At 63.0% G+C, this 21,706-nt stretch carries 26 protein-coding genes and 1 pseudogene; 6 read left to right on the top strand and 21 right to left on the bottom strand.

Annotated elements, in window-relative coordinates; translation table 11 throughout:
* The first annotated feature begins 71 nt into the window (after nt 1–71).
* Together AAFP29_RS04560 and AAFP29_RS04555 are read left to right on the top strand one after the other, a co-directional pair.
* Nucleotides 72–347: a pentapeptide repeat-containing protein gene (locus tag AAFP29_RS04560; protein ID WP_419216110.1), complete on the top strand. Its 276-nt coding sequence runs from the start codon at nt 72–74 to the stop codon at nt 345–347.
* A gap of 36 nt (nt 348–383) precedes the next feature.
* Nucleotides 384–761, top strand: coding sequence for a PPOX class F420-dependent oxidoreductase (locus AAFP29_RS04555; protein WP_419216109.1), 378 nt, complete (start codon nt 384–386; stop codon nt 759–761).
* Nucleotides 762–1,018: 257 nt separating this feature from the next.
* On the opposite strand, the gene rpsQ is transcribed toward AAFP29_RS04555, so the two are convergent.
* The 11 genes from rpsQ to rpsJ are packed head-to-tail and all read right to left on the bottom strand — an operon-like array spanning nt 1,019 to nt 6,361.
* Nucleotides 1,019–1,318, bottom strand: coding sequence for a 30S ribosomal protein S17 (gene rpsQ / locus AAFP29_RS04550; RefSeq protein WP_419216108.1), 300 nt, complete (start codon nt 1,316–1,318; stop codon nt 1,019–1,021).
* Nucleotides 1,315–1,545 (bottom strand): 50S ribosomal protein L29, encoded by a 231-nt coding sequence (gene rpmC / locus AAFP29_RS04545; RefSeq protein ID WP_007318901.1) that lies wholly within the window; start codon nt 1,543–1,545, stop codon nt 1,315–1,317. The genes rpsQ and rpmC overlap by 4 nt, the downstream gene beginning before the upstream one ends.
* Entirely contained in the window at nt 1,545–1,961 is a 417-nt protein-coding gene (gene rplP, locus AAFP29_RS04540) for a 50S ribosomal protein L16 (RefSeq protein ID WP_419216107.1), read from the bottom strand. The genes rpmC and rplP overlap by 1 nt, the downstream gene beginning before the upstream one ends.
* Nucleotides 1,962–1,963: 2 nt before the next feature.
* Nucleotides 1,964–2,779: a 30S ribosomal protein S3 gene (gene rpsC / locus AAFP29_RS04535; protein ID WP_419216106.1), complete on the bottom strand. Its 816-nt coding sequence runs from the start codon at nt 2,777–2,779 to the stop codon at nt 1,964–1,966.
* Nucleotides 2,780–2,781: 2 nt separating this feature from the next.
* Nucleotides 2,782–3,186 carry a 50S ribosomal protein L22 gene (gene rplV / locus AAFP29_RS04530; protein ID WP_419216105.1) on the bottom strand — a complete coding sequence of 135 codons (405 nt, stop codon included), beginning with the start codon at nt 3,184–3,186 and terminating at the stop codon, nt 2,782–2,784.
* A 2-nt stretch (nt 3,187–3,188) separates the two neighbouring features.
* Nucleotides 3,189–3,470, bottom strand: a complete 282-nt coding sequence (gene rpsS / locus AAFP29_RS04525; protein ID WP_007318897.1) for a 30S ribosomal protein S19 — start codon at nt 3,468–3,470, stop codon at nt 3,189–3,191.
* Nucleotides 3,471–3,488: 18 nt separating this feature from the next.
* A complete protein-coding gene (rplB, locus tag AAFP29_RS04520) occupies nt 3,489–4,328 on the bottom strand; it encodes a 50S ribosomal protein L2 (RefSeq protein ID WP_419216104.1) in 840 nt (279 codons plus the stop codon).
* Nucleotides 4,329–4,362: 34 nt separating this feature from the next.
* Nucleotides 4,363–4,668, bottom strand: a complete 306-nt coding sequence (gene rplW, locus AAFP29_RS04515) for a 50S ribosomal protein L23 (protein WP_419216103.1) — start codon at nt 4,666–4,668, stop codon at nt 4,363–4,365.
* Nucleotides 4,669–4,670: 2 nt separating this feature from the next.
* Nucleotides 4,671–5,384 (bottom strand): 50S ribosomal protein L4, encoded by a 714-nt coding sequence (rplD, locus tag AAFP29_RS04510; RefSeq protein ID WP_419216102.1) that lies wholly within the window; start codon nt 5,382–5,384, stop codon nt 4,671–4,673.
* Nucleotides 5,381–6,040, bottom strand: a complete 660-nt coding sequence (rplC, locus tag AAFP29_RS04505; RefSeq protein WP_419216101.1) for a 50S ribosomal protein L3 — start codon at nt 6,038–6,040, stop codon at nt 5,381–5,383. The genes rplD and rplC overlap by 4 nt, the downstream gene beginning before the upstream one ends.
* A gap of 15 nt (nt 6,041–6,055) precedes the next feature.
* A complete protein-coding gene (gene rpsJ / locus AAFP29_RS04500; RefSeq protein ID WP_007318892.1) occupies nt 6,056–6,361 on the bottom strand; it encodes a 30S ribosomal protein S10 in 306 nt (101 codons plus the stop codon).
* 453 nt (nt 6,362–6,814) lie between these two features.
* Here rpsJ and AAFP29_RS04495 point away from each other — a divergent pair, with 453 nt between their 5' ends.
* From AAFP29_RS04495 to AAFP29_RS04485, 3 genes are all read left to right on the top strand, one after another.
* Entirely contained in the window at nt 6,815–7,015 is a 201-nt protein-coding gene (locus AAFP29_RS04495) for a hypothetical protein (protein WP_419216100.1), read from the top strand.
* 123 nt (nt 7,016–7,138) lie between these two features.
* A complete protein-coding gene (locus tag AAFP29_RS04490) occupies nt 7,139–8,788 on the top strand; it encodes a DUF4153 domain-containing protein (RefSeq protein WP_419216099.1) in 1,650 nt (549 codons plus the stop codon).
* A gap of 51 nt (nt 8,789–8,839) precedes the next feature.
* The gene (locus AAFP29_RS04485; protein ID WP_419216098.1) at nt 8,840–9,322 is read left to right on the top strand and encodes a hotdog fold domain-containing protein; all 483 of its coding nucleotides are present in this window, start codon (nt 8,840–8,842) and stop codon (nt 9,320–9,322) included.
* Between the two features lie 8 nt (nt 9,323–9,330).
* Here the strand turns inward: AAFP29_RS04485 and AAFP29_RS04480 are convergent.
* The 7 genes and pseudogenes from AAFP29_RS04480 to mftE form a co-directional block, all read right to left on the bottom strand.
* Nucleotides 9,331–10,565: pseudogene (locus AAFP29_RS04480) on the bottom strand (hypothetical protein).
* 101 nt (nt 10,566–10,666) lie between these two features.
* Nucleotides 10,667–11,869 (bottom strand): lipase family protein, encoded by a 1,203-nt coding sequence (locus AAFP29_RS04475; RefSeq protein WP_419216097.1) that lies wholly within the window; start codon nt 11,867–11,869, stop codon nt 10,667–10,669.
* A gap of 34 nt (nt 11,870–11,903) precedes the next feature.
* Nucleotides 11,904–12,332: a PPOX class F420-dependent oxidoreductase gene (locus AAFP29_RS04470; protein WP_419216096.1), complete on the bottom strand. Its 429-nt coding sequence runs from the start codon at nt 12,330–12,332 to the stop codon at nt 11,904–11,906.
* Entirely contained in the window at nt 12,329–13,693 is a 1,365-nt protein-coding gene (locus tag AAFP29_RS04465) for an FAD-binding oxidoreductase (RefSeq protein WP_419216095.1), read from the bottom strand. Before AAFP29_RS04465 ends, AAFP29_RS04470 begins: the two co-directional genes overlap by 4 nt.
* A gap of 32 nt (nt 13,694–13,725) precedes the next feature.
* Nucleotides 13,726–15,054, bottom strand: a complete 1,329-nt coding sequence (mftG, locus tag AAFP29_RS04460) for a mycofactocin system GMC family oxidoreductase MftG (RefSeq protein WP_419216094.1) — start codon at nt 15,052–15,054, stop codon at nt 13,726–13,728.
* A 3-nt stretch (nt 15,055–15,057) separates the two neighbouring features.
* Nucleotides 15,058–16,488, bottom strand: coding sequence for a mycofactocin biosynthesis glycosyltransferase MftF (gene mftF, locus AAFP29_RS04455; RefSeq protein WP_419216093.1), 1,431 nt, complete (start codon nt 16,486–16,488; stop codon nt 15,058–15,060).
* On the bottom strand, nt 16,485–17,195 hold the full coding sequence (gene mftE / locus AAFP29_RS04450) for a mycofactocin biosynthesis peptidyl-dipeptidase MftE (RefSeq protein WP_419216092.1): 711 nt from the start codon (nt 17,193–17,195) through the stop codon (nt 16,485–16,487). The genes mftF and mftE overlap by 4 nt, the downstream gene beginning before the upstream one ends.
* Before the next feature lie 238 nt (nt 17,196–17,433).
* Between mftE and AAFP29_RS04445 the strand changes: the two genes are divergently transcribed.
* Complete coding sequence (locus AAFP29_RS04445) at nt 17,434–18,546, top strand: CaiB/BaiF CoA transferase family protein (RefSeq protein WP_419216091.1); 1,113 nt, start codon at nt 17,434–17,436, stop codon at nt 18,544–18,546.
* 88 nt (nt 18,547–18,634) lie between these two features.
* On the opposite strand, the gene AAFP29_RS04440 is transcribed toward AAFP29_RS04445, so the two are convergent.
* The 3 genes from AAFP29_RS04440 to mftD form a co-directional block, all read right to left on the bottom strand.
* Nucleotides 18,635–19,498 (bottom strand): hypothetical protein, encoded by an 864-nt coding sequence (locus AAFP29_RS04440; RefSeq protein WP_419216090.1) that lies wholly within the window; start codon nt 19,496–19,498, stop codon nt 18,635–18,637.
* Nucleotides 19,499–19,533: 35 nt separating this feature from the next.
* Nucleotides 19,534–20,334, bottom strand: a complete 801-nt coding sequence (locus AAFP29_RS04435; RefSeq protein WP_419216089.1) for a mycofactocin-coupled SDR family oxidoreductase — start codon at nt 20,332–20,334, stop codon at nt 19,534–19,536.
* Between the two features lie 123 nt (nt 20,335–20,457).
* Nucleotides 20,458–21,675: a pre-mycofactocin synthase MftD gene (gene mftD, locus AAFP29_RS04430; RefSeq protein ID WP_419216088.1), complete on the bottom strand. Its 1,218-nt coding sequence runs from the start codon at nt 21,673–21,675 to the stop codon at nt 20,458–20,460.
* Between the last annotated feature and the right edge of the window lie 31 nt (nt 21,676–21,706).

Genomic DNA, 21,706 nt, shown 5'->3' with positions numbered 1-21,706 from the left:
CGCTCGTCGGGTCGGTAATCTCCGAATCACGAACGCAGCGTTGGAAACTCACCGATTGCGACCTGACACTCGTGTCGCTCGCAGGGTTGCGATTGCTCCGTGCCGAGCTGACCGGCTGCCGGCTGCGGGAAGCGAACCTCGGCGAATCCGACCTCACCGGTGCGGACCTGTCGGGTGCGGACCTGTCGTCGGTCCGTGCCATCGGTGCCATTTTGCGCGATACGACCCTGCACGGCGCCCGCATCGACCCGACGCTGTGGCGCCAGGCCAAGGTCGACGGCGCGCGCGTCGACCCGCACCACGCACTGGAGTTCGCGATGGCGTACGGGCTGCGGATCGGCGACTGATCGACGCCGATGTCGCAGCACAACTACAGTTGGTACATGCCAACTTTCGCTGACGTCGCCAAAGCCAAGTACATCTCGCTCACCACCTTCACCAAGGACGGCCGGCCCAAGCCGACCGCGATCTGGGCCGCCCCCAGCGGCGACAAACTCCTCGTCATCACCGAGGGGTCGGCGTGGAAGGTCAAACGCATCCGCAACACTCCACGGGTCACCGTCGCTGTCTGCGATGCCCGCGGCAATGTCAAAGGCGACGCCGTCGAAGCCACCGCGGTAATTCTCGACAAATCCCGCAACGGCGAGGTCTACGACGCCATCGGTCGTCGGTACGGCATCGTCGGGAAAGTGTTCAACGTGTTCAGCAAGTTGCGCGGCGGCATGAACAAGAATGTGGGGCTGGAGATTTCGGCCGCGTAGCTGCCCTGCCCTGCCCTGCCCTGCCCTGCCCGTGAAAATCGTCCGAATAGTGTCTCGGCAAGGGCAAGTTGCCCTTGGCTGGGTACTATTCGGACGATTTTCAACAGACGCACGGACGGACGGACCGACAGATCGACGGACCGACGGACAAGACTGACGGACAGGCCGGCGACGTCGGCATCGCCCCAAAAACAAAGCGGCCCAATCCCTTTCGGGACTGGGCCGCTTGTTTGCTTAGGCTTGAGAGCCGGACAGACCTACTTGGCCTTCTCCAGCACCTCGACCAGACGCCAGCGCTTGGTTGCGCTCAGCGGACGGGTCTCCATCAGACGAACGCGGTCGCCGATGCCGGCGTCACCATTCTCGTCATGTGCCTTGACCTTGCTGGTCGTGCGGATGATCTTGCCGTAGAGCGGGTGGCTTTTACGATCTTCCAGCTCGACCACGATGGTCTTCTGCATCTTGTCACTGACGACGTACCCGATCCGCTCTTTACGGCGGGCGCGCTCCTCAGTGGTATCGCTTGTATTAACTGTCACCTTCTGGTCCTCACTCATGCGTCAGCCTCCGGTCCGGCAGCCAAGCCGAGCTCACGCTCGCGCATGACCGTGTAGATCCGGGCAATCTCGCGACGCACGGTGCGCAGACGGCGGTTGTTGTCGAGCTGGCCGGTAGCCATCTGGAAACGAAGGTTGAACAGCTCTTCCTTCGACTCCTTGAGGCGATCGACGAGGTCGGTATCACCGAGCTCACGGAGCTCGGCAGCGGCGGTTCCCAATGCCATCAGAACTGCTCCTCTCGAGTCACGATGCGGGTCTTGATGGGCAGTTTGTGCTGCGCGCGGCGCAGGGCCTCGCGAGCGACTGCCTCATCGGGATAACTCAGCTCGAATAGCACGCGCCCCGGCTTGACCGGCGAGACCCACCACTCGGGCGAACCCTTACCGGAACCCATGCGGGTCTCGGCGGGCTTTTTAGTCAGCGGGCGGTCCGGGAAGATGTTGATCCACACCTTGCCACCACGCTTGATGTGCCGGTTGATGGCAATACGTGCCGACTCGATCTGACGGTTGGTGATGTACGCACCCTGCAGAGCCTGGATGCCGTACTCGCCGAACGTCACCTTGGTGCCGCCCGACGCCTGGCCCTTCAGGCTGGGGTGATGCTGCTTGCGGTGTTTAACCCGACGTGGGATCAACATGGCTAGCTCTCCTGATTCGCTTCGGTCGACGCCGGTGCGTCGGTCGCGACCGCGGCAGGTGCCTCAGCGGCACGTCCTGCCTCGGTGCTGGTCGCGGTGGTGCCCGAAGCACCACTGCGACGCGGCCGACTGGGGCGACGCGAACGACGGTCGTCGGCAGGCGCTGCGGCCACGGTCAACTCACGCTTACCACCGACGATGTCGCCCTTGTAGATCCAGACCTTCACACCGATACGGCCGAAGGTGGTCTTGGCTTCGTAAAGTCCGTAGTCGATGTCGGCGCGCAGCGTATGCAGCGGCACGCGTCCCTCGCGGTAGAACTCACTGCGGCTCATCTCTGCGCCACCCAGGCGTCCCGAGCACTGAACCCGGATGCCCTTCACATTCGGCTGACGCATCGCCGACTGAATCGCCTTACGCATCGCGCGACGGAATGCCACCCGGTTGCTCAGCTGCTCAGCGACGCCCTGGGCCACCAACTGGGCCTCGGACTCTGCGTTCTTCACCTCGAGGATGTTCAGCTGCACCTGCTTGCCGGTCAGCTTCTCCAGGTCGCCACGGATCCGGTCAGCCTCGGCGCCACGGCGACCGATGACGATGCCCGGTCGGGCGGTGTGGATGTCGACGCGGACGCGGTCACGCGTGCGCTCGATCTCCACCTTGGCGATGCCGGCACGCTCAAGGCCGGTGGCCAGGAGCTTGCGGATGGCGACATCCTCTTTCACGTATTCCGCGTACTGCTTGTCTGCGTACCACCGCGACTTCCAGTCGGTGGTGATGCCCAGACGGAAGCCGTGCGGGTTGATTTTCTGGCCCACTACTAGGCTCCCTTCTTGGGCTGGCGCGAACGAGCGCGGCCACCCTCGGCCTTGGCGACACTTTCCACGATCACGGTGATGTGGCTGGTGCGCTTACGGATGCGGAATGCGCGACCCTGCGCACGCGGCTGGAACCGCTTGAGCGTCGGGCCTTCGTCGGCGAACGTCTCGGAGACGACCAGGGTGCGACGATCCAGACCCAGGTTGTTTTCCGCGTTGGCGATCGCGCTGGCGAGCACCTTGTAGACCGGTTCGCTGGCAGCCTGCGGAGCGAACCGCAGGATGTCCAGTGCCTCGTCGACGTTCTTGCCGCGCACGAGTGCGAGCACACGACGTACCTTCATCGGCGTCGCGCTGACGTGCTTGGCAATTGCCTTAGCGGTCGGATTCTCGGTTTGTGTACTCATGGTTACCGACGCTTCGCTTTCCGGTCATCCTTGATGTGACCTTTGAAGGTACGTGTCGGGGCGAACTCGCCCAGCTTGTGGCCGACCATGTTGTCCGAGATGAACACCGGGACGTGCTTGCGGCCGTCGTGCACCGCAAAGGTGTGTCCGATGAAGTCGGGGATGATGGTCGAACGGCGTGACCAGGTCTTGATGACCTGCTTGGTGCCCTTTTCGTTCTGCGTGTCCACCTTCGCAAGGAGGTGGTCGTCGACGAACGGGCCTTTCTTGAGGCTGCGTGGCATTCTCTAACTCCCTCCTTGTTATCGCTTGTTCTTGCCGGTGCGACGGCGCCGGACGATGAGCTTGTCGCTCGCCTTGTTCTTACTGCGGGTACGGCCTTCCGGCTGACCCCACGGGCTGACCGGGTGACGACCACCGGAGGTCTTACCCTCACCACCACCATGCGGGTGGTCAACCGGGTTCATCACGACACCACGGACGGTTGGGCGCTTGCCCTTCCACCGCATACGGCCGGCCTTGCCCCAGTTGATGTTGCTCTGCTCGGCGTTACCCACCTCGCCGACGGTTGCGCGGCAGCGCACGTCGACACGACGGATTTCGCCGGAGGGCATACGCAGCGTGGCGTAAGCGCCTTCCTTACCGAGCAACTGGATGCCGGCACCCGCGCTGCGGGCCATCTTGGCACCGCCACCCGGACGCAGCTCCACCGCATGCACGGTGGTACCGGTCGGGATGTTGCGCAGCGGCAAGTTGTTGCCTGGCTTGATGTCGGCGCCTGCGCCGCTCTCCACGATGTCGCCCTGGTTGAGGTTCTTCGGCGCGATGATGTAGCGCTTCTCGCCGTCGAGGTAATGCAGCAGTGCGATGCGTGCGGTGCGGTTGGGGTCGTACTCGATGTGAGCGACCTTGGCGTTGACGCCGTCCTTGTCGTGACGACGGAAGTCGATCAGACGGTAGGCACGCTTGTGGCCGCCACCCTTGTGACGAGTGGTGATGCGTCCGTGCGCATTTCGTCCACCACGACCGTGTAGTGGGCGAACAAGCGACTTCTCCGGATGGTTACGGGTGACTTCGGCGAAGTCCGAGCCGCTGCTGCCACGACGACCGGGGGTCGTCGGCTTGTACTTACGAATAGCCATGAGTCTTAGTCCTTATCTGAAGGTCCAATCGGCGTCAGCCGACCGGTCCTCCGAAGATCTCGATGGGCTTGGAATCGGCGGCCAGCGTCACGATTGCGCGCTTGGTCGACTTACGTCGGCCGTAACCGGTGCGGGTGCGCTTGCGCTTGCCCTGGCGGTTGGCGGTGTTAACGCTGGTGACAGTGACATCGAAGATCTTCTCGATCGCGATCTTGATCTCGGTCTTGTTCGAGGTAGGCGCCACCACGAAGGTGTAGACGTTGTCTTCGATAAGCCCGTAGGACTTCTCGGAGATCACCGGCGCCAGGATGATGTCACGCGGATCTGCGTGCGTAGCCATGCCTAGGCCTCCTTCGTTTCGTCTGCGACGGGAGCCGTCGGCTCAGTCGACCGCTTGGTGTTCGCCTCGATGAACGCGTTCAGCGTCTCGACGCTGAACACAACCTCATCCGAATCGAGGACGTCGTAGGTGTTCAGCTGATCGGGAGCGATCGGCAGAACGAACTCGAGGTTCGCGACGCTCTTCCACGCGGTCAGATCTTCGCGGCCGAGGACCACGAGGAACTTCTTGCGCTCGGACAGAACGTCGAGGAACTTGCGCGCCACCTTGGTCGACGGCACCTGGCCGGCAACCAACTCGTCGATGACATGGATGCGATCGTTACGAGCACGGTCGCTCAGCGCGCCACGGAGGGCCGCTGCCTTCATCTTCTTGGGGGTGCGCTGGCTGTAGTCACGCGGCTGCGGACCGTGCACAACGCCACCACCGGCGAACTGCGGCGCACGAGTCGAACCCTGACGCGCACGACCGGTTCCCTTCTGGCGGTAAGGCTTTGCGCCACCGCCGGAAACCTGAGCGCGAGTCTTGGTCGCGTGGGTACCCTGCCGAGCCGCCGCCTGCTGGGCGATGACGACCTGGTGCATCAGGGCGATATTTGCCGGTGCGTCGAAGATCTCGGCGGGCAACTCAACGGTTCCGTTGGTCTTGCCGTCGGCGGTCTTGACGTCCAGCTTGAGGTTAGTTTTGGCCAGATCGGTGCTCACTGCATCACTCATTTCTGGGCACCACCCTTCACTGCATCACGCACGACCACGATGCCGCCCTTGCGGCCGGGGATCGCACCCTTGATCAACAGCAGTCCTGCTTCAGCGTCCACCTTGTGGACGGTGAGGTTCTGCGTGGTCACTTTGTCGTTACCCATGCGACCCGCCATGCGCATGCCCTTGAACACGCGACCCGGAGTGGCACAGCCACCGATCGAGCCGGGTGCACGGTGCACGCGGTGCACGCCGTGGCTGGCACCCAGGCCGGCGAAGCCGTGGCGTTTCATAACGCCGGCGAAGCCCTTGCCCTTGCTGGTGCCGGTCACGTCGACGAGCGCGCCGTCGGCGAAGATCTCGGCGGTCAGCTCCTGGCCGACCTCGAACTCAGCCGCGTCGTTGACGCGAATCTCCGCGACGTGGCGACGCGGGGTCACGCCCGCCTTGGCGAACTGGCCGGCAACCGGCTTGATCACCTTGCGGGGATCGATTGCGCCATAAGCCAATTGAACGGCGGTGTAGCCGTCGCGCTCCGCGGTGCGGATCTGGGTGATCACGTTGGGGCCGGCCTTGATAACCGTCACCGGGACAACGCGGTTGTTCTCGTCGAACACCTGGGTCATACCAAGCTTGGTACCCAAGATGCCCTTCGTAGCATTCTGTGTAGTCATAGCTGCAACCCTCGCCTACTGGATGTTGACGTCGACGCTCGCCGGAAGATCGATGCGCATAAGCGCGTCAACCGTCTTCGGCGTGGGGTCGAGAATGTCGATGAGTCGCTTGTGAGTGCGCATCTCGAAGTGCTCGCGGCTGTCTTTGTACTTATGCGGCGAGCGGATGACGCAATACACGTTCTTTTCAGTGGGCAACGGCACCGGGCCAACGATCCGTGCCCCGGTACGGGTCACGGTCTCCACGATTTTGCGCGCAGATGCGTCGATCGCTTCGTGGTCGTAGGCCTTGAGCCTGATGCGGATCTTCTGTCCCGCCACGCTGTGTCCTCTTCCGTCAGATTAATCTCTCGACAGACAAACACCGCGTGACCTGGCCCGAACACACTCGGGTGGGTGCACATGACCTCGGGCAACTCCGAAGATCTACGCTGTTCATCTGTCGTTGTACGTTGCCGGGTTCACCCCGGCGGGCTCCGGTCCACGCGGTCGGGCGTGTCGGTCCGCTGAAGCTGGTTCAGCGCGTTTCACGCTCAATCCGAGTATCTCGGGCTGGCAGTCACCTACCTGATCGAGGCCGCGAAATAGCGACTACCCCATCAAGGCAACCCGACAAGTATGCACCATCTGGCGCGACAGGCCAAATCGACGCTGTTGGGGTCGACAGACCTCATCGGCCGCGCGCGTGACGCTGGTTCCTCCCGCGGTGGGCGTCGGCGAGGGAACTGCCCCCTCAGCGAGGGGTGAGCCGCAGGATTCAGCCGGCGGCAGGACGTGGCTGAAGTCTGCGCGCTCAACGTCGGCGAGGGCCACCTTCCCTCGACGGCGGTCACGCGTCAGAGTTCAGTCATCGACGACACCGACCCGGCTAGTTTCTGCGTAGTCGACGGCAGCGAGGCGCCCGCGCCCCGCAGCCTCCGCCAAATCGCAGATTTCAGCCGCCACCAACCCGACGGCCGCCAACCCGACGGCTAAACCTAACCCCAGACCCACCCCAGTTTACTAAGGAATTCTTATAATTCACTTTCGGGAACCAGATCGATGTGGCCGTCGTTAACGGGTTTCACCGTTTTCGGATCCAGAAAGGTCCATCCCGATATGCCCGAGAACTCTGAGCCCGGCCCTTCGACGCCGGGATCCGCATCCGACGATTCGACGCAATCGCAAACATCCCCGTCGGACACCACCCCGACCGCATCACCCACCCCGACCACATCTCCGACCCCGCCCGTGCTGAAGCCGGGACCCATCCCGCCCTATCCAGCTCCGATACCAACGTTGCCGCCACGTCTCCGCTGGTGGACATGGTACGAATCCAACGTCATCTTCCCCCGAACGACGCTCCTGGTGGTCGCCGCGATGGGGATCGTCGGCGCAGTCTGTTGGCGTATCGATGAAACGGGCATCGGCACAACTCTTACCGGCATCGCCGCACTGGCGGCCGTACTCGCCACCGCACCCGCCGATTTTCGCACGCGGAATTCGCCCTACTGGGTCGTCATCACCGTCGGCATTCTCGGGTTGGTGGCGGTACCGACGTTCCGCGACGCCGATTGGGTCAGCGCGCTGTGCATAGTCGCGGCGATCGCGGCGGGTGCGGTGTTATTCGTCGAGGCACATGGCCTTCGCGGGCTGTGGCTCGCCGCGCTAAGCCCGCTCTTCGCGCCGGTCGCGGGCTTCGCGGCACTGTTCCGACGACCACCCAAGCCACCCCGGCCCGACGCTCGGCAGCATTCCGCGTTGATCTTGTTCGTCGCGGTCACGACAATCCTGCTGCTGATCGTGTTCGGCGCGTTGTTCGCAAGCGCCGACGCCACTTTCGGCTCCCTCTTCGACTTCGACCTCACAAATCCGGTCGGCCCCGACCTTGCCGCAGCGCTGATCGCCGGCGTAGTTATCGCGCTGTTCACCCTGGGCGGCGCATTCCTTACCGCCCAGGGCACCCGCTATCCGAGCCGCCCCGAACGAGACCTGCCGCCGCCATGGGCGTGGGCCGTACCCGTCGGTGCACTGCTGGCGATGTTCGTACTGTTTCTCGGTGTTCAGGCGACCGCGATGTTCGGCGGCGACGACTTCGTCCAGAAAACCGCGGGCCTCACTTATTCGCAGTACGCGGTCCAGGGCTTCTGGCAATTGCTCGTCGTCGGCATCCTGGTAATCGGGGTCGCGATCATTGCGTGGTATTTCGTCGACGTCGACGACCCGCGCTCACGCATTTCGGCGCGAGTCCTCCTCGGCGGACTCTGTGTCGCGACACTCGCCGTTGGAGCCTCGGCTATCCATCGGATGACGCGGTATATCAACGCCTATGGGATGACCGAGGACCGAATCTTCGGCATCTTCGTCGAACTTCTGGTCGGCATGGTGATGATCGGCTTCCTGGTCGCGGGCGCTCGGATGAACATCGCCGGCCTCACCCGGACACTGGTCGCCCTGGGCATATTCGCGACGCTCGGCTTCGCACTGTTCAATCCCGAGCGGTATATCGCCCACTACAACGTGGAGCGGTATGAGTCCACCGGCAAAGTCGACGCCTACTTCCTCGGCGGCCTTTCCGCCGATGCGGCCAGCCAATTCGACCGTCTCCCAACGGATTTGCGCAAGTGCGCCGAATGGCGCTACGCCCAAAAGCCAGACAATCAAAGTTGGCGCGAGTTCAGTTTCGCGAGGCATACCCCAGCGGCTCCGACGATCGACGACCGGTCGTACTACCAAACGAACTGCAGTATTCACCGCGGTTATCGGTAGGGCCGATCGGCGACATCGCCCACTATCTTACTGTGCGGTAAGATAGTGGGCATGTCTGACAAGCGCACCACCAGCGCCACCTACGCACTACGCAAGAAGCTGCCGAACAACGCCCTCGGAAACACCTTGTTCTCCATCGGTATGGTCGCTCGCGTCCCCTATTTCGGCACCGTCCTGCCGCTGGTCACCGATATGGAACCCGGCTACTGCAAGGTCACCGCCCCAAACTGGTTCGGCGTACACAACCACATCGGCACGTTCCACGCGATTGCCGCGTGTAATCTCGCCGAAGCCGCGATGGGCATGCTCATGGAGGCCACCACCCCGTCGACCCACCGCTGGATCCCCAAGGCGATGAACACTCAATATCTCGCCAAGGCCGGCACACGACTCACCGCCGAGGCCCGCCTGGACGATATCGACTTCGACGCCATCACCACCGGCACCGACGTCGTGGTCAATATCGCGATTCGCGACACGGCCGGAACCGAGGTCGTGCACTGCGATATCACCACCTGGGTGACCCCGGCCTGACGGCTCCGTTACTCGAAACACGCCTGCCAGCCCCGGCTGCGCAGCACTGTCACATCGCAATACGTCGCCCGCGGGTAGTAGGCACCCATAGTCGATGCCGGGTCGGTTCGATTGGCCTGTTCGGCCTGCACCGTCGACGGGTAGAACGACGACGATGGCAGCATGTACCTGAGGAAGACCACCTTCTTCGGGACCGACGTCGAGCCCCAGGGGACCAGTGTCAACGCCGGATTCGACGTAGCCGCCATATCCTGCTGTGCCGCAACGACATACGTGTAGTAGCCAGCAGCGTCAAGTCGCGTCTGGAAATCCGCCGCACACGCGACGACCGGATACGGACTGACTTTGTCGTTCTGGCACATCGACCAGTACCGCAAGTCGACGCCAGGTTGTGCCGGTGACGCGCCGGCGCGGGTGTTGGGAAAGCTCGGAGCTTTGCCGCGGACCACTGCGACGCGGCCGGGGCGGTAGGTCAGCGCAGCGCCGATATATTTGTTGTCCCCGTTGGGAAATAGCCCCGCCGTACTCGCCGGATTCACAAAGGTCGCCTCCGGTGAGTTCGCCGGAAATGAATTGGCCGCGGCATTCCCGATCGCCTTGTCGAAGACCGACGTCAGTGCCGCCGCGATCGGACCGCGATAAGCGCGCGGGTTAAATGGAACCGCACACGGTGGCAAATGCACTGCGGCTCCGCCCAGGTGCATCGTTACGTCGGGCAGCGTCACACCCCCGTTCGCCGACACCGCGTTACGCGGAACATATACCCGAATGATCAGGAACCCCAACGGAATCCGCTGTTTGCCCGCGGCCGGTAGACCACGTATCTCGTTTCGCGAGTGATCGGCCGGGCGGTTGACGACCGTCGCTTGCCACTTCCCCACCCCAGTCTCGACGCCGCAGCTGTTGACGCATAGGGATTCCCGCCGGAGATTGGTCTAATTTGGTTGTCGCGCAACGTATCAACCGTATTGAAGTCGGTTCCATAGGTATTCAGCGAAAAGTATCGGGCCGTCGGATAGGTGCCGGATAGGCTGATTGAATCACCGCCGGCCAGCACATACGGCAAGATCCAATAGGTGGCGTTGGCGTCGGGAAACGCAACGTTGAGGTCAGTGCTGTTCGACATCAGTTGCCAGGCGCACCCCGGTGGTGGCGCATATCCCTGCGGCGCCGCCGAAGCGGGGGCGGCGATCGACAGCGTCGGCATCGCGACCGCCGCAATCAGTATCATCAAGCGTCGCATGACCTTCGAGAATTCTGGAGCGCCCATAGACCGAGGTTATGGCGTGCCGTCCCCAACGGGAAGGTTACTTAGCCGGGCGTATCGCCTGACCGCAAATTCTCCTACCGCGCGGGCCAGCGCAAACTATTCGCCCACCGGAGTGCTTGCGTCTCAACCGAGCTCTCCAATCCATGGGACGTCGGCACCTTGCGATAGTCGACCGGGACCGCGTTGTTGCGTCGCAGTATCTCGACGAAGTCGTCCGTAAACGGCATGGGCACAACAGGATCGTAGAGTCCCTGGTAGATGAGAATTGGTTCGCGATAACCCGAGTTGGGCACACTGGTGATCTGCCGAATGGCGTCGATCAAATTGCCCTGAGCGAGCGGCCTCGAGACCAGTTGGCCCACACCAAGTCCCTTGGTCGCGCGCCCTTGATTCGGATAGCAGAGCGTCTTGGCGTCTTCGACAACGCGCCTGCCCAAGGGGGTCAGATAGGAGTCGACATCGACGTCGGGGCGCACCACCTTGACGCCGGCAAGGATATAGGACACATAGGTGACGTAGTCGGGAACCGGGACCGGCGGAATACCCGGCCGGATCACCGACAACATCGACGCAATCTCAGTCGGCACCGATTGAGCGACGGTGCCGACATTCTTTAACTCGGGAGCATACGAGGGGGCTTGCCGCCCGGCCCAGAGCGAGGTCTGCCCGCCTTGGGATCCGCCGACGGTGACAAACCCCTTGCCGACATCGCCGCCGGTGTACTTCTTGACAATTGCGCGAGCCGCGCGAGCGGCATCGAGTAGGTTCTTGCCAGCCACTTTGCCATCCGAATAGGCATGCACGCCCGGACCGCCAATTCCAGCGTATTCCGTTGTCGCAAAGACATATCCACTCCCCAGCCACTGCCCGAACCAGTCGTCGAATACTCCCTTGCCGCCGACCTTGCTGCCCATCCGATCGGTAGTCGTGCACTTATCCCCGAGGCCGGTGGTGCCGTGTCCGAAAGCCACCAGCCGCCACCCTCCGGCGGGTCTGGCGGGGATGGACACCGAGCCGCGCACCGGCACCAGATTCCCGTGCGGCCCCTCGGAAAGATAGGTCATCGCGACCACCCGCCGGGCGTTCACGATGCGCGAGTTCGGTTGCGCAGTAATATCTTCCGACGCAATCACGGCGCCAGCGGTCGGGCGCGCCGCGGCAGAGGCCACCGAACCCATCGACACCAGCGTCGCGACCGCAACGGTCAGCAACCCGAGCCGCGTCGCCGCCCGGCACACCGCACGACGACAATTCGTCCTCGGGCCTGGTTTCAACATACCGAAAACGGTACACCAAGGATAAGCTAACTAATTATGCGGTGGCGTCCAGCTGCGCGATTACCTTGGTCGGCGTGATCCACACGACCAACTCACCCGGTACCGCGTTGCGGGTGCCGAACTCCGACGCTCGATCAGCCCCCATGTAGCGACCGCCGCAGGCAGTGGCAATCCGCCCGACCTCGGCCAAGTCTTCGGATAGCTCCACGGTTCCCTGCACGGTGACGAAGCCATAGGGCGGCTCCTGCAGGTCCACGCAAAGCGCGACTCGCGAATCACGCTGCATGGCACGAGCTTTCGCGCTTGTCGCGCCAGTGTTGAAGGCAAGACGATCACCGTCGACGACAAACCAGATCGGAACGGTCAGCGGCCGCCCGTCGGAAGCCTTATAGGCAAGGTGCCCGGTCCTGGTTCCCTCCGCGAGAAATGCCTGGATCGCCGGGTCGTCGAATGCGTAGCTCATAACACCACTCCTGGGTTCAGTAGGCCTTGCGGGTCCAAGGCATTCTTGATACTTCTAGTCATCTCCATGACGTCGGCACCGACTTGATTCGACAGCCATCCCTTCTTCAACCGCCCGACGCCGTGTTCACCGGTGATCGTGCCGCCGAGTTCGATCGCCAAATCCATGATCTGACCGAATGCCTCATTAGCCCTTCGGGTTTCGTCGGCGTCACTCGGATCGTGCACAATCAGCGGATGCGTGTTTCCGTCCCCGGCATGCGCGATCACCGAGATTGTTACGTCGTTCCGTTCGGCTATCCGCGCTACACCGGCAACCAGATCCGGCAGTTGCGGCAGCGGTACCCCCACATCTTCGAGCAGTAGCGGGCCAAGCCGTTCGACCGCAGGAATGGCCGCACGACGTGCCGCGGTGAACGCCTCGCCTTCCGCGGCGTCGGTCGTCGCGAAACACTCCGTGGCGCCGTATCTACCGAACGCGGCCTCGATAATCGACAGCTCGTGATCTGCCGCCGCCCCGGCGGCATCGGACTGCGTCACGAGCATCGCTCCGGCAGATCGATCGAGGTCCATCTTCAGCATGTCTTCGACGGCGTTGATCGCCACCGAATCCATGAACTCCAGCATCGCGGGTCGAATCTGCGCGGTGATATCCAGGACAGCGCGAGTGGCTTCGACGACTGACGGGAAACTCGCGACCACCGTCGCGGGCGTCGCCTGGCGCGGCAGCAACCGCAGAGTCACTTCGGTGACGATGCCGAGCACTCCCTCACTGCCGACGAACAATTTGGTGAGCGGCAGACCAGCCGAGTCCTTGAGCTGTCGTCCGCCAAGCCGCACCGCACGACCATCGGCCAACACCACTTCCAGACCGAGCACATACTCAACCGTGACACCGTATTTGACGCAGCACAACCCGCCGGCGTTCGTCGCGACGTTGCCGCCTATCGAACAGATCTCAAATGACGACGGATCCGGCGGATACCACAGATCATGTTCTGCGGCAGCAGCTTTCACATCGACATTCAACGCACCCGGCTGTGCTACCGCCGTACGGGTCGCCACGTCGACGCTGATGGACGTCATCAGTTCGGTGCAAATCGTCACCGCGCCGTCGACCGCGGTCGACCCACCCGACAGACTGGTGCCGGCGCCGCGAATGACAATCGGCACCGAATTCCGCGCGCACCATCGCACTGCGGCTTGGACCTGGTCGGTGTCGGCCGGCCGGACGAGCGCGATGGGCGTACCGGCGTCCGGGTCGTTGGCACGATCGAAACGATAGGCCCCGAGCACATCGGGATCGGTGACGACGCGCCCCGACGGCAGGGCGGACACAAGGCTTGAAATATCGACGGCCATCCCCCGATACTGCCCTACCGAATCACCTCGCGTCAGCCGATGAGTCCATCGCCGATCAGGCACGCGAGCATCATCACGGTTTCGTGGGGGCCGCTACGACCCGCGCGTGGAAGGATGGACCCATCGATCACCCGTAGTCCATCGATAGCCTTGACGGCGCCAGACCAATCAGTCGCCGTACCTATCGGCAGCGTCGCACACGCATGCTGCGATGTCGACGAAACCTCAGACACTGCAACGGAATTCGGCTCGACGATGGGATCAAACTCGGGTGACCCGAGCATTCGCACCACCGAGTCCACGCTGCGTACCACCGCGTCGCCGCCGGGCCAGTCCGCTGGGTTCCGGGATCCCAGATCGATCATCAGGGCATCATTGGCCCAGCTCAGCCGGCCGGACACCCCTGGCGTCATCGCGGCGACGCCTACCGCGGGGCCCGATGCCGGTATCCAATCGATGAATCGGGCGAAATCATCTGAGTAGCAACGTATTTCACATCCGCCATCATCGTGGACCACTGTTTGCAACAAGGCCGGGGCGGCGCTCGCCGCCCGACGTCGCCGGTAGCGGACTAGCACCTCCCGGTGTTCGATCAAGGTCAGTTCGCCAGCGAACAGCCCTGATCGGAACAGTACTTCGGCGGTGCCCAACGTCCCGCCACACAAGATCACCTCTCCCACCTGGACCGACTCGAGTCGGCCGTCGACCAGTACCTCCACGTCGGCCACCCGGCCACCGACGGTCCGCAGCGCGCGGGCCTCGGCGTCGAAAACGACGGTGAGATTCTCCCGATCCAGCACCGGTTGCAGGTAACTGTCGAACGATGAAACCCGTTGTCCACCAAGTTGATTACTCAGTACACGATTCACCCCGACGATCGGCCGTCGGCCCGTTGCCGCCCGGACTGGCATCCGCGCGGCCCAGTACTCCTCGAAAGCCGACGCGACATCGGTGAGTTCGTCGTCTCGCCAGGGCCTGACCCGCATGGTGCCGGCCACAGAGTCGAGTTCGCTGTACGCGCTGGCGATCCGGGCGGCCGACCACGGCCCGGATGCGACCAGGTCACGAAGATCATCGTCGTGCCAGCGCATGAAATAGCCACCGTTCACCGCCGATGAACCACCGGGCCCCTGACCACGCACCACTGACAGCGTCGGGTCGGCGGTCTCATATCCGCGGGTATGCCTCGCTCCGGGACCGATTGGTAGTCGGGATAGCCCGGCGTCGCGAGGCGGAGTCGACGGTCCGCGTTCAAGCAGCAGCACCCGCCGTCGGGAATCCCGCGAAAGCCGTTCCGCTAATACGCTTCCGGCACTTCCCGCACCGACGATGACGACGTCGGCGCGGTCGGTTGTCAGCACGCGTTAGGGAATCAATTGAGGCCGAAGAGCGGAGAAGTCACCCGCGCGGGCCGCGCCCTGCCAGAGTCCGGCACCGTAGGCCAAATCGTCCAAGCGATGCAATACGAAGTAGGTCAGCGGGCCAACCGTTGGCGCATGGTCTTCGACCAGCGCCGATCGAATCCACAGCGTTAGGGATTCGGCGACCGCGATCTGCAGCACCAGCAATCTGAACCTACTGGAAATCAGCGCACCAGCCACGGTCACCGGCCAATAGTGCCGACAGACCGCACCTGCGGTCTGGAGCAGACCGAAACCGATTGCCTTACTCATCATCTCGGCGGTGACCAATTCGCCCGACGGCAGCTCACCCAACCGACGACGCAGCCGCCAGCTCATCTGTGCGATACAGAAGACGGCGATCGTCAATCCGATCCGAGTGCGTGACAGTAGTGCGACCACGGCGAGCGCCAGTGGAATGCGCATAACCACCGGTGCGGCGAGGTCGTCATGCCGCTGGGCCAACGATGCCGCTCCGGTGCCATAGAAGCGACGTCGATCAAGTACCGCGCGCAGGGTTGTCCGGTGATCATGCGCCACAGTCGCCACCGGGTCGTAGCGGACAAGTTGGCCGGATCGGTGGGTCCGCCAGCACAGGTCGACATCCTCGGCGACCCGCAGCGACTCATCAAAACCTGCAAATGCGTTGCGCCGCACAATCATCGCCGCACTGGGCACATATGGAACACGGGTGCCGGGAATCACTGCCCCCTCATGCGGTCCCATGTCAAGCGATGAGTAGCCGTTCTCGTAGCGCTCGATAGGCGACCGCGTATTTCGCCGTAGGCCGACGATCCGCGGCGCGACGATCGCCACCAAGGGGTCGGAGAAATGTCCCATCAGCATGGTCAACCAGTCCGCCGAGGGCACGACGTCGGAGTCGACGAATGCGACGAAGTCGGTCGTCGCGGCGGCCGCACCGGCATTGCGGGCGGCGGCCGGGCCACGATTCTCCGGGAGTCGCAGCACGGTGGTACCCGCCCGGTCCGCGGTGATCGGCACCTGCGATCCGTCGTCAACGATGATCGCCGGAGCGCCGACGGGCAGGGCGGCAATGAGGCGATCGACGCCGGATTGGTTGCCGCGCACCGGAATTACCACCGTGACCTGATCGCTCGACGGGCCGAACATCGGGCGCGGATTGGCGATGCCGGACGCGAGCAGAGTGCGCGCGAGCTGGCGGGTCGCCGCGTCGCAGACTTCGATCCGGCCATCGGCCGAAGTCATACCCAACGCGCGGTCGCTCATCCGCAGCAACCGCGTCGGCGATCCGCCAACCAGATAACGCAAGTCACCGCGGATGCAGGCCGAATCGATTTGCACCTGGAAGCCGTCTGGCAGTTCCGTCGTGTCCGTCGCGTCGACGTCAGGCTCCGACCCCGCAACGGTCGTCATGCGAGCATGCCCCGCTCATCGACCTGCCACACATCGATGCGGCGGGACAGCGCAGCAGTCATTCCGCCGATCAACTGGCGGCCTTCAGCCTCGGTCGCGCCGGCCGGGTCGCCGAGCACACCATTCGCGCTCACCGCGCAAACCCCCTGTTCTGCAATGTCTTTCATCAAATCGCCAATCGGCGTCGTGTTACCGGCGCGTGCGCGCTCGGTAACCACCAGCGACGGCGAGATGGCTAACAGCAGCGAAGTCTCGGTGCGCCCCGCATGAGCATCGCCACGCGCCGGAGCACAGGGAAACCACGCGACATCGCGACCTTCATAGCGGAGTAGGCCTACCGCGTCGATCAATGTCGACACATTGCCCCCATGACCGTTGACGAAGACCACCTGCGACGCCCACCGGCAGACGCTGCGACCATATTCGACGAGCATCATCTTCAGTGCGTCCCGCCCGACCGAGATCGTGCCGGGAAATCCTTCGTGTTCACCGCTAGCTCCGTAATTGATCGCCGGGGCGACGACGAGCGAATCGAGCTGCGCACCAGCCACCACGGCGTCGGCGACGGCTTGTGCCACCTGAGTGTCGGTGCCGAGCGGGAGATGTTCACCATGCTGCTCGGTGGCGCCGATCGGCACCAGCACGATCACCCCTGCGCCGTCGAACTCCGGCCAGGTGCGATGACCCAGCTGCGCCGAACGTGTCATTCGCACCACTGTAGTCAGTTCGCTCGACGGTGTTAACCCCAAAATCAGGCTAATCCTTGCCACCGCGGTAAAAGTCTCGGTACATGTCGCTCAGGGCCGGTTGTACGAGCGCTCGATCGGTTGTGTAATGCTGGATGCGGATTGTGATAGCGACCACGCTTTCGACACGTTCCCCCGCGTCGTGCGGGGCTGCGACCGCGTCTACGCCGCGGCCAGCTCAGACCAGGAGGCTTCAGAAATGACCAGTTCGAATCGAGCCGATTCCGGCCGAAAAGGGCCACTGCACAACGTACGAGTCATCGAGTTCGCCGGCATTGGGCCGGGACCGCACGCCGCCATGCTGCTCGCCGACCTGGGTGCCGATGTCATCCGGGTACAACGGCCGGGCACACTGCCCGCCGAGGGCCGCAACGCGGACGCGCTACTTCGGGGCCGTCGCGTCGTCGAAGCCAACCTGAAGAACCCGGCGGACCGGGAGACCATCCTCAATCTCATCTCGAAGGCTGATGCAATCATCGAGGGTTTCCGGCCAGGAGTCATGGAGCGCTTGGGATTTGGCCCGGATGACCTGGCCGCGGTCAATCCGGCGCTGGTCTATGGCCGCATGACCGGCTGGGGCCAGGAAGGCCCACGCGCCAACCTCGCCGGGCACGACATGAACTACATCTCGCTGACCGGCATGCTGCACGCGATCGGCCGCAGCGACGAGAAGCCGACGCCGCCACTGAACTTCGTCGGCGACTTCGGTGGCGGTTCGATGTTCCTCGTCTTCGGCATTCTCGCCGCGATCATCGAGCGCCAGACGTCGGGTAAGGGGCAGGTCGTCGACGCCGCGATGGTCGACGGCGCGTCAGTCCTGGGCCAGATGATGTGGGCCTTCCGAGGCACTGGGCTATGGCAAGACCGTCGAGGAGTGAACCTCCTTGATACCGGCGCACCCTATTACGAGGTCTATGAAACCTCCGACGGCAAATACATGGCAGTGGGCGCCATCGAGCCGCAGTTCTATGCCGAACTGCTCACCGGACTCGAGCTCACCGACGCAGATATCCCGGCGCAGAACGACTTTGGACGCTGGGATGAGTTGAAGCAGATTTTCGTCGACAAGTTCAAGACCAAGACTCGCGACGAGTGGTCGGCCATCTTCGACGGAACGGACTCGTGCACCTCGGGCATCCTCGATTTCACCGAGGCCCCCAGCGATCCGCACCTCGCCGCTCGCGGCACTCTCGTTGAGATCGACGGCGTGACACAGGCGCAGGTTGCTCCGCGTTTCTCCCGGTCAGTCACCGAGACGCCGACCGGGCCGGCCCGCACCGCCACGGATCCGGCGACGGTCTGGCAAGACTGAGCGCTAGCGAGAGCACGCGAAATTCTCGTCCCCCTCAGCGTGGTCGAAGGGCAATATGCCCTCGAATACCATTGAGGGGGACGAGAATTCATTGTCGGGCTGAACTGTCTCGTATCTGCGCGATTATCGAAGCGAGATCCAAATTGGGTGGCGTGATCGCCAGCATCGCCCAGTCGTAGTCCGTGGTCGAGAAGCGGGTGGCAGCTGCGGGAATACTCGACACAGTTCCCTTGTCTATCCGCCACAGCGTAAGCCGGATACCGTCGGAGGTTTGTAACTCGACTTTCGTCGTCTTCCCCTCCTCGACCGATAGCGCATCCAGCACAGGGTAGTTCCAGGCCCCGGCGGCATCCTCGTGCGGCGCAGTGACTCGCCGGGCGACATTACGCCGAAGCCACTGCGCAGGCGTGAGCGGTTCGCTGGCATTGTGCCGGAACACATCTGGATCGATAGCGGCCGGAAAATCAATACCTTCCAGGTCCACACACTCTTCGGAATCACGCAGCGCGATCGGCACCTCCGAGTCGACGTCGACCATGAGGTGCCGATGCCCTTGGCTTGCCTGCCAACAGTGTCGCCCACGGTAGTCGACCTCGACGATTTCGATCGGGCTGGCGTCGAAGATCGTCTTGAAGCCGGGGCGCATCATCGCCGCCGGCGCTCCGACGAACCCGACACTGGAAAACTGTTGCACCACTCCATCATTGCGGATATGAACATCTTGGTCGTCAATCCACAGCTGCCAATCCGATTCAACCGAATCCAACCGTAGGTTTCCATCGGAGCGCCACAGTCGATGCGCACCTCGACGCTCGGTCAGCCTGACCGGGACACGCCCCCATAAGCCGAAGATGCCTTCCTGGTAGTCCGGTTCGGTAACGACCGTCCCGGTGATCGGCAATCGCAGACCGGCCTCGGCGCGTAGTTCAAGGTCCTGCCAGGTCATTTCCACGCAGATACGCTATCGCAAATTCACGCCGAAGGAAACTACACTTTTGAACTGCCCATATCGATCTGGAATTCCGCTCCGGTCACCGCTTTCGCCGTCGCCAGATACACCACCGCATCGGTCAAGTCGTCGACGCTGGCGACCGGGTAGTGGTCCATCAGCGATGGGAAATGGCGACCATACTCTTCGAAGACCTTGAACGCCGTGGAATCCCCCATACCCATCGGCGTATTCACCGCATACGGATGAACCGTGTTGACACGAATACGCTTGTCGCCCAACTCTTTCGCGACTGTTTGCGCCAACCCTCGGAGACCGAATTTCGACGCCGCGTAACCCGACTGCACCGGCATCGCCTTAAGGCCGGCGACCGAACTGATCACGGTGATGGACCCGCCGTTACCAGCTTCCAGCATCGCCGGAATGGTGGCCTTGAGCGTCTTCCAGGTGCCAATCAGATTGACGTCGATCACGTCGGCGAACTGTTCCTCCGACTGCTCCCAGGTGAGTCCCCACGAGAGGATGCCAGCGTTCGCGACCACGTGGTCGAGCCGCCCGAACTGCTCAACGCCATCGGCGACCAACTGTGCCTGAAAGGCAAGATCGCGCGTATCGCCCTGGCGCGCAAGTATTTTGCCGCCGACCTCCTCCACCAGACGGATAGTCTCGGCCAGTTGGTCGGACGTCGCGGACGGATAGGTCATGTGATCAGCGACCGGTCCCGCGATGTCCAGGCCGATGATCGACGCACCTTCGGCGGCGAAGCGAATTGCATGGTTGCGGCCCTGTCCGCGCGCGATACCAGTGATGTAGACGACCTGGCCGTCGAAGGTTCCCATGCGCATCTCCCAATAGACGAGTTTGACAAAACTGTAACACGTTCTAGTGGGCTGGTTCGACGAATCAGACCTCGGCGGGCCCGGCACCTATTCGGTGTCGGGCCTCTCGCGGGCCTGGTCGGGCTATCCCCCGAAACTCCGCTCAAACTCGTCCGGGATGAGCAGGTCGTCACGCGACAATTCGTGGACGCTGCCCCGACCGAGCCCCATTAGCGACGAGTCAATACCCATTCGAAGCAGGTCCAGAACGTTCTCGACGCCGGTCTGTCCATTGGCGGCCAGACCCCACAGGTAGGCGCGGCCGATCATTACGGCCTTGGCGCCCAACGCAAGTGCCTTGACGACATCACTTCCGCGACGGATGCCGCCGTCGAGCAGCACTTCGATGTCACCCCCGACTGCGTCGGCGATCGGGCCGAGTACGCGGATCGATGCCGGCGTGCCGTCGAGGTTGTTGCCCCCGTGGTTCGACACTGAGATGGCGGTTGCACCAATGTCGACCGCACGCTTGGCATCGTCGAGACGGGTGATCCCCTTAACCATGAATGGGCCGCCCCATTCCTTGCGCAGCCACTCCAAGTCCTCCCACGTGGGCGGGGGGGTTCCCATCCACTGACCGTAGGCACCGAAGAACGTCGGCCCCTGTTCGCCCCTATGCACCAGGTTGGGTGCCGACAGATCCGGGATCAGAATCTTGCCGTCACGAATCCAGTCGAGCGCATACCGCGGTTTGGTGACGATCTCCGGCGCGAGCTTCGCCAGCGCGCGCAGATCGACCTTCTCCGGAATCTCCGGACTACCCCAGTCGCGGCCGGTGTTGAACACCCAGTCGGTGGTGACGATCAGACCTTTGGCCCCCGCTTCGCGGGCGCGCTGCGCACGATTGAGGATGTCTTCGCGGCTACCCAGCCAATAGATCTGGAAGAAGATCTTGTCGTTCACCGCTGTGACTTCTTCGACCGGCTTGGAGGCGAAACTCGACAACCCCATTGCGGTGCCGCGCGCTGCGGCGGCACGCGCCACCGCAACTTCACCGTCTGGGTCGACGGCTTGCACACCAGTCGGCGAGATCAGAACTGGAAACGAAATATCTTGTCCCATAACCGAAGTGGCAAGATCTCGTTCGGCAGTGGCACCGACGACATGCGGTGCGAAACCGAGTTCGGAAAACGCTTCGACATTGTCGTGGATCGTCACCCCTTCCTGCGTTCCCGCTATCAGGGAGGAGTAGACCGACTTCGGCAACCGCTTCTTTGCTCGACGCTGCGCCTCGAGCACCGTCTCGAACCACGGGTTGCGGCGCCACGGATTCTGCTCCAACAGCTCGGCGAATTTGGACATGGTGTTACTACTCCTCTGGTACTTCTGATCG

The organism is Gordonia sp. CPCC 205333 (genome assembly GCF_048537885.1).
Taxonomy (GTDB): Bacteria; Actinomycetota; Actinomycetes; order Mycobacteriales; family Mycobacteriaceae; genus Gordonia.
The sequence above is the reverse complement of the archived record's forward strand: the minus strand, read 5'-3'. Positions and strand labels throughout refer to the sequence as shown.

Excerpts from the sequence above, each read along its gene's own strand:
- AAFP29_RS04555 (WP_419216109.1), top strand. The coding sequence starts at position 384 with ATGCCAACTTTCGCTGACGTCGCCAAAGCCAAGTACATCTCGCTCACC.
- rpsQ (WP_419216108.1), bottom strand. The coding sequence starts at position 1,318 with ATGAGTGAGGACCAGAAGGTGACAGTTAATACAAGCGATACCACTGAG.
- rpmC (WP_007318901.1), bottom strand. The coding sequence starts at position 1,545 with ATGGCATTGGGAACCGCCGCTGCCGAGCTCCGTGAGCTCGGTGATACC.
- rplP (WP_419216107.1), bottom strand. The coding sequence starts at position 1,961 with ATGTTGATCCCACGTCGGGTTAAACACCGCAAGCAGCATCACCCCAGC.
- rplV (WP_419216105.1), bottom strand. The coding sequence starts at position 3,186 with ATGAGTACACAAACCGAGAATCCGACCGCTAAGGCAATTGCCAAGCAC.
- rpsS (WP_007318897.1), bottom strand. The coding sequence starts at position 3,470 with ATGCCACGCAGCCTCAAGAAAGGCCCGTTCGTCGACGACCACCTCCTT.
- rplB (WP_419216104.1), bottom strand. The coding sequence starts at position 4,328 with ATGGCTATTCGTAAGTACAAGCCGACGACCCCCGGTCGTCGTGGCAGC.
- rplW (WP_419216103.1), bottom strand. The coding sequence starts at position 4,668 with ATGGCTACGCACGCAGATCCGCGTGACATCATCCTGGCGCCGGTGATC.
- rplD (WP_419216102.1), bottom strand. The coding sequence starts at position 5,384 with ATGAGTGATGCAGTGAGCACCGATCTGGCCAAAACTAACCTCAAGCTG.
- rplC (WP_419216101.1), bottom strand. The coding sequence starts at position 6,040 with ATGACTACACAGAATGCTACGAAGGGCATCTTGGGTACCAAGCTTGGT.
- AAFP29_RS04490 (WP_419216099.1), top strand. The coding sequence starts at position 7,139 with ATGCCCGAGAACTCTGAGCCCGGCCCTTCGACGCCGGGATCCGCATCC.
- AAFP29_RS04485 (WP_419216098.1), top strand. The coding sequence starts at position 8,840 with ATGTCTGACAAGCGCACCACCAGCGCCACCTACGCACTACGCAAGAAG.
- AAFP29_RS04475 (WP_419216097.1), bottom strand. The coding sequence starts at position 11,869 with ATGTTGAAACCAGGCCCGAGGACGAATTGTCGTCGTGCGGTGTGCCGG.
- AAFP29_RS04470 (WP_419216096.1), bottom strand. The coding sequence starts at position 12,332 with ATGAGCTACGCATTCGACGACCCGGCGATCCAGGCATTTCTCGCGGAG.
- AAFP29_RS04465 (WP_419216095.1), bottom strand. The coding sequence starts at position 13,693 with ATGGCCGTCGATATTTCAAGCCTTGTGTCCGCCCTGCCGTCGGGGCGC.
- mftF (WP_419216093.1), bottom strand. The coding sequence starts at position 16,488 with ATGACGACCGTTGCGGGGTCGGAGCCTGACGTCGACGCGACGGACACG.
- mftE (WP_419216092.1), bottom strand. The coding sequence starts at position 17,195 with ATGACACGTTCGGCGCAGCTGGGTCATCGCACCTGGCCGGAGTTCGAC.
- AAFP29_RS04445 (WP_419216091.1), top strand. The coding sequence starts at position 17,434 with ATGACCAGTTCGAATCGAGCCGATTCCGGCCGAAAAGGGCCACTGCAC.
- AAFP29_RS04435 (WP_419216089.1), bottom strand. The coding sequence starts at position 20,334 with ATGGGAACCTTCGACGGCCAGGTCGTCTACATCACTGGTATCGCGCGC.
- mftD (WP_419216088.1), bottom strand. The coding sequence starts at position 21,675 with ATGTCCAAATTCGCCGAGCTGTTGGAGCAGAATCCGTGGCGCCGCAAC.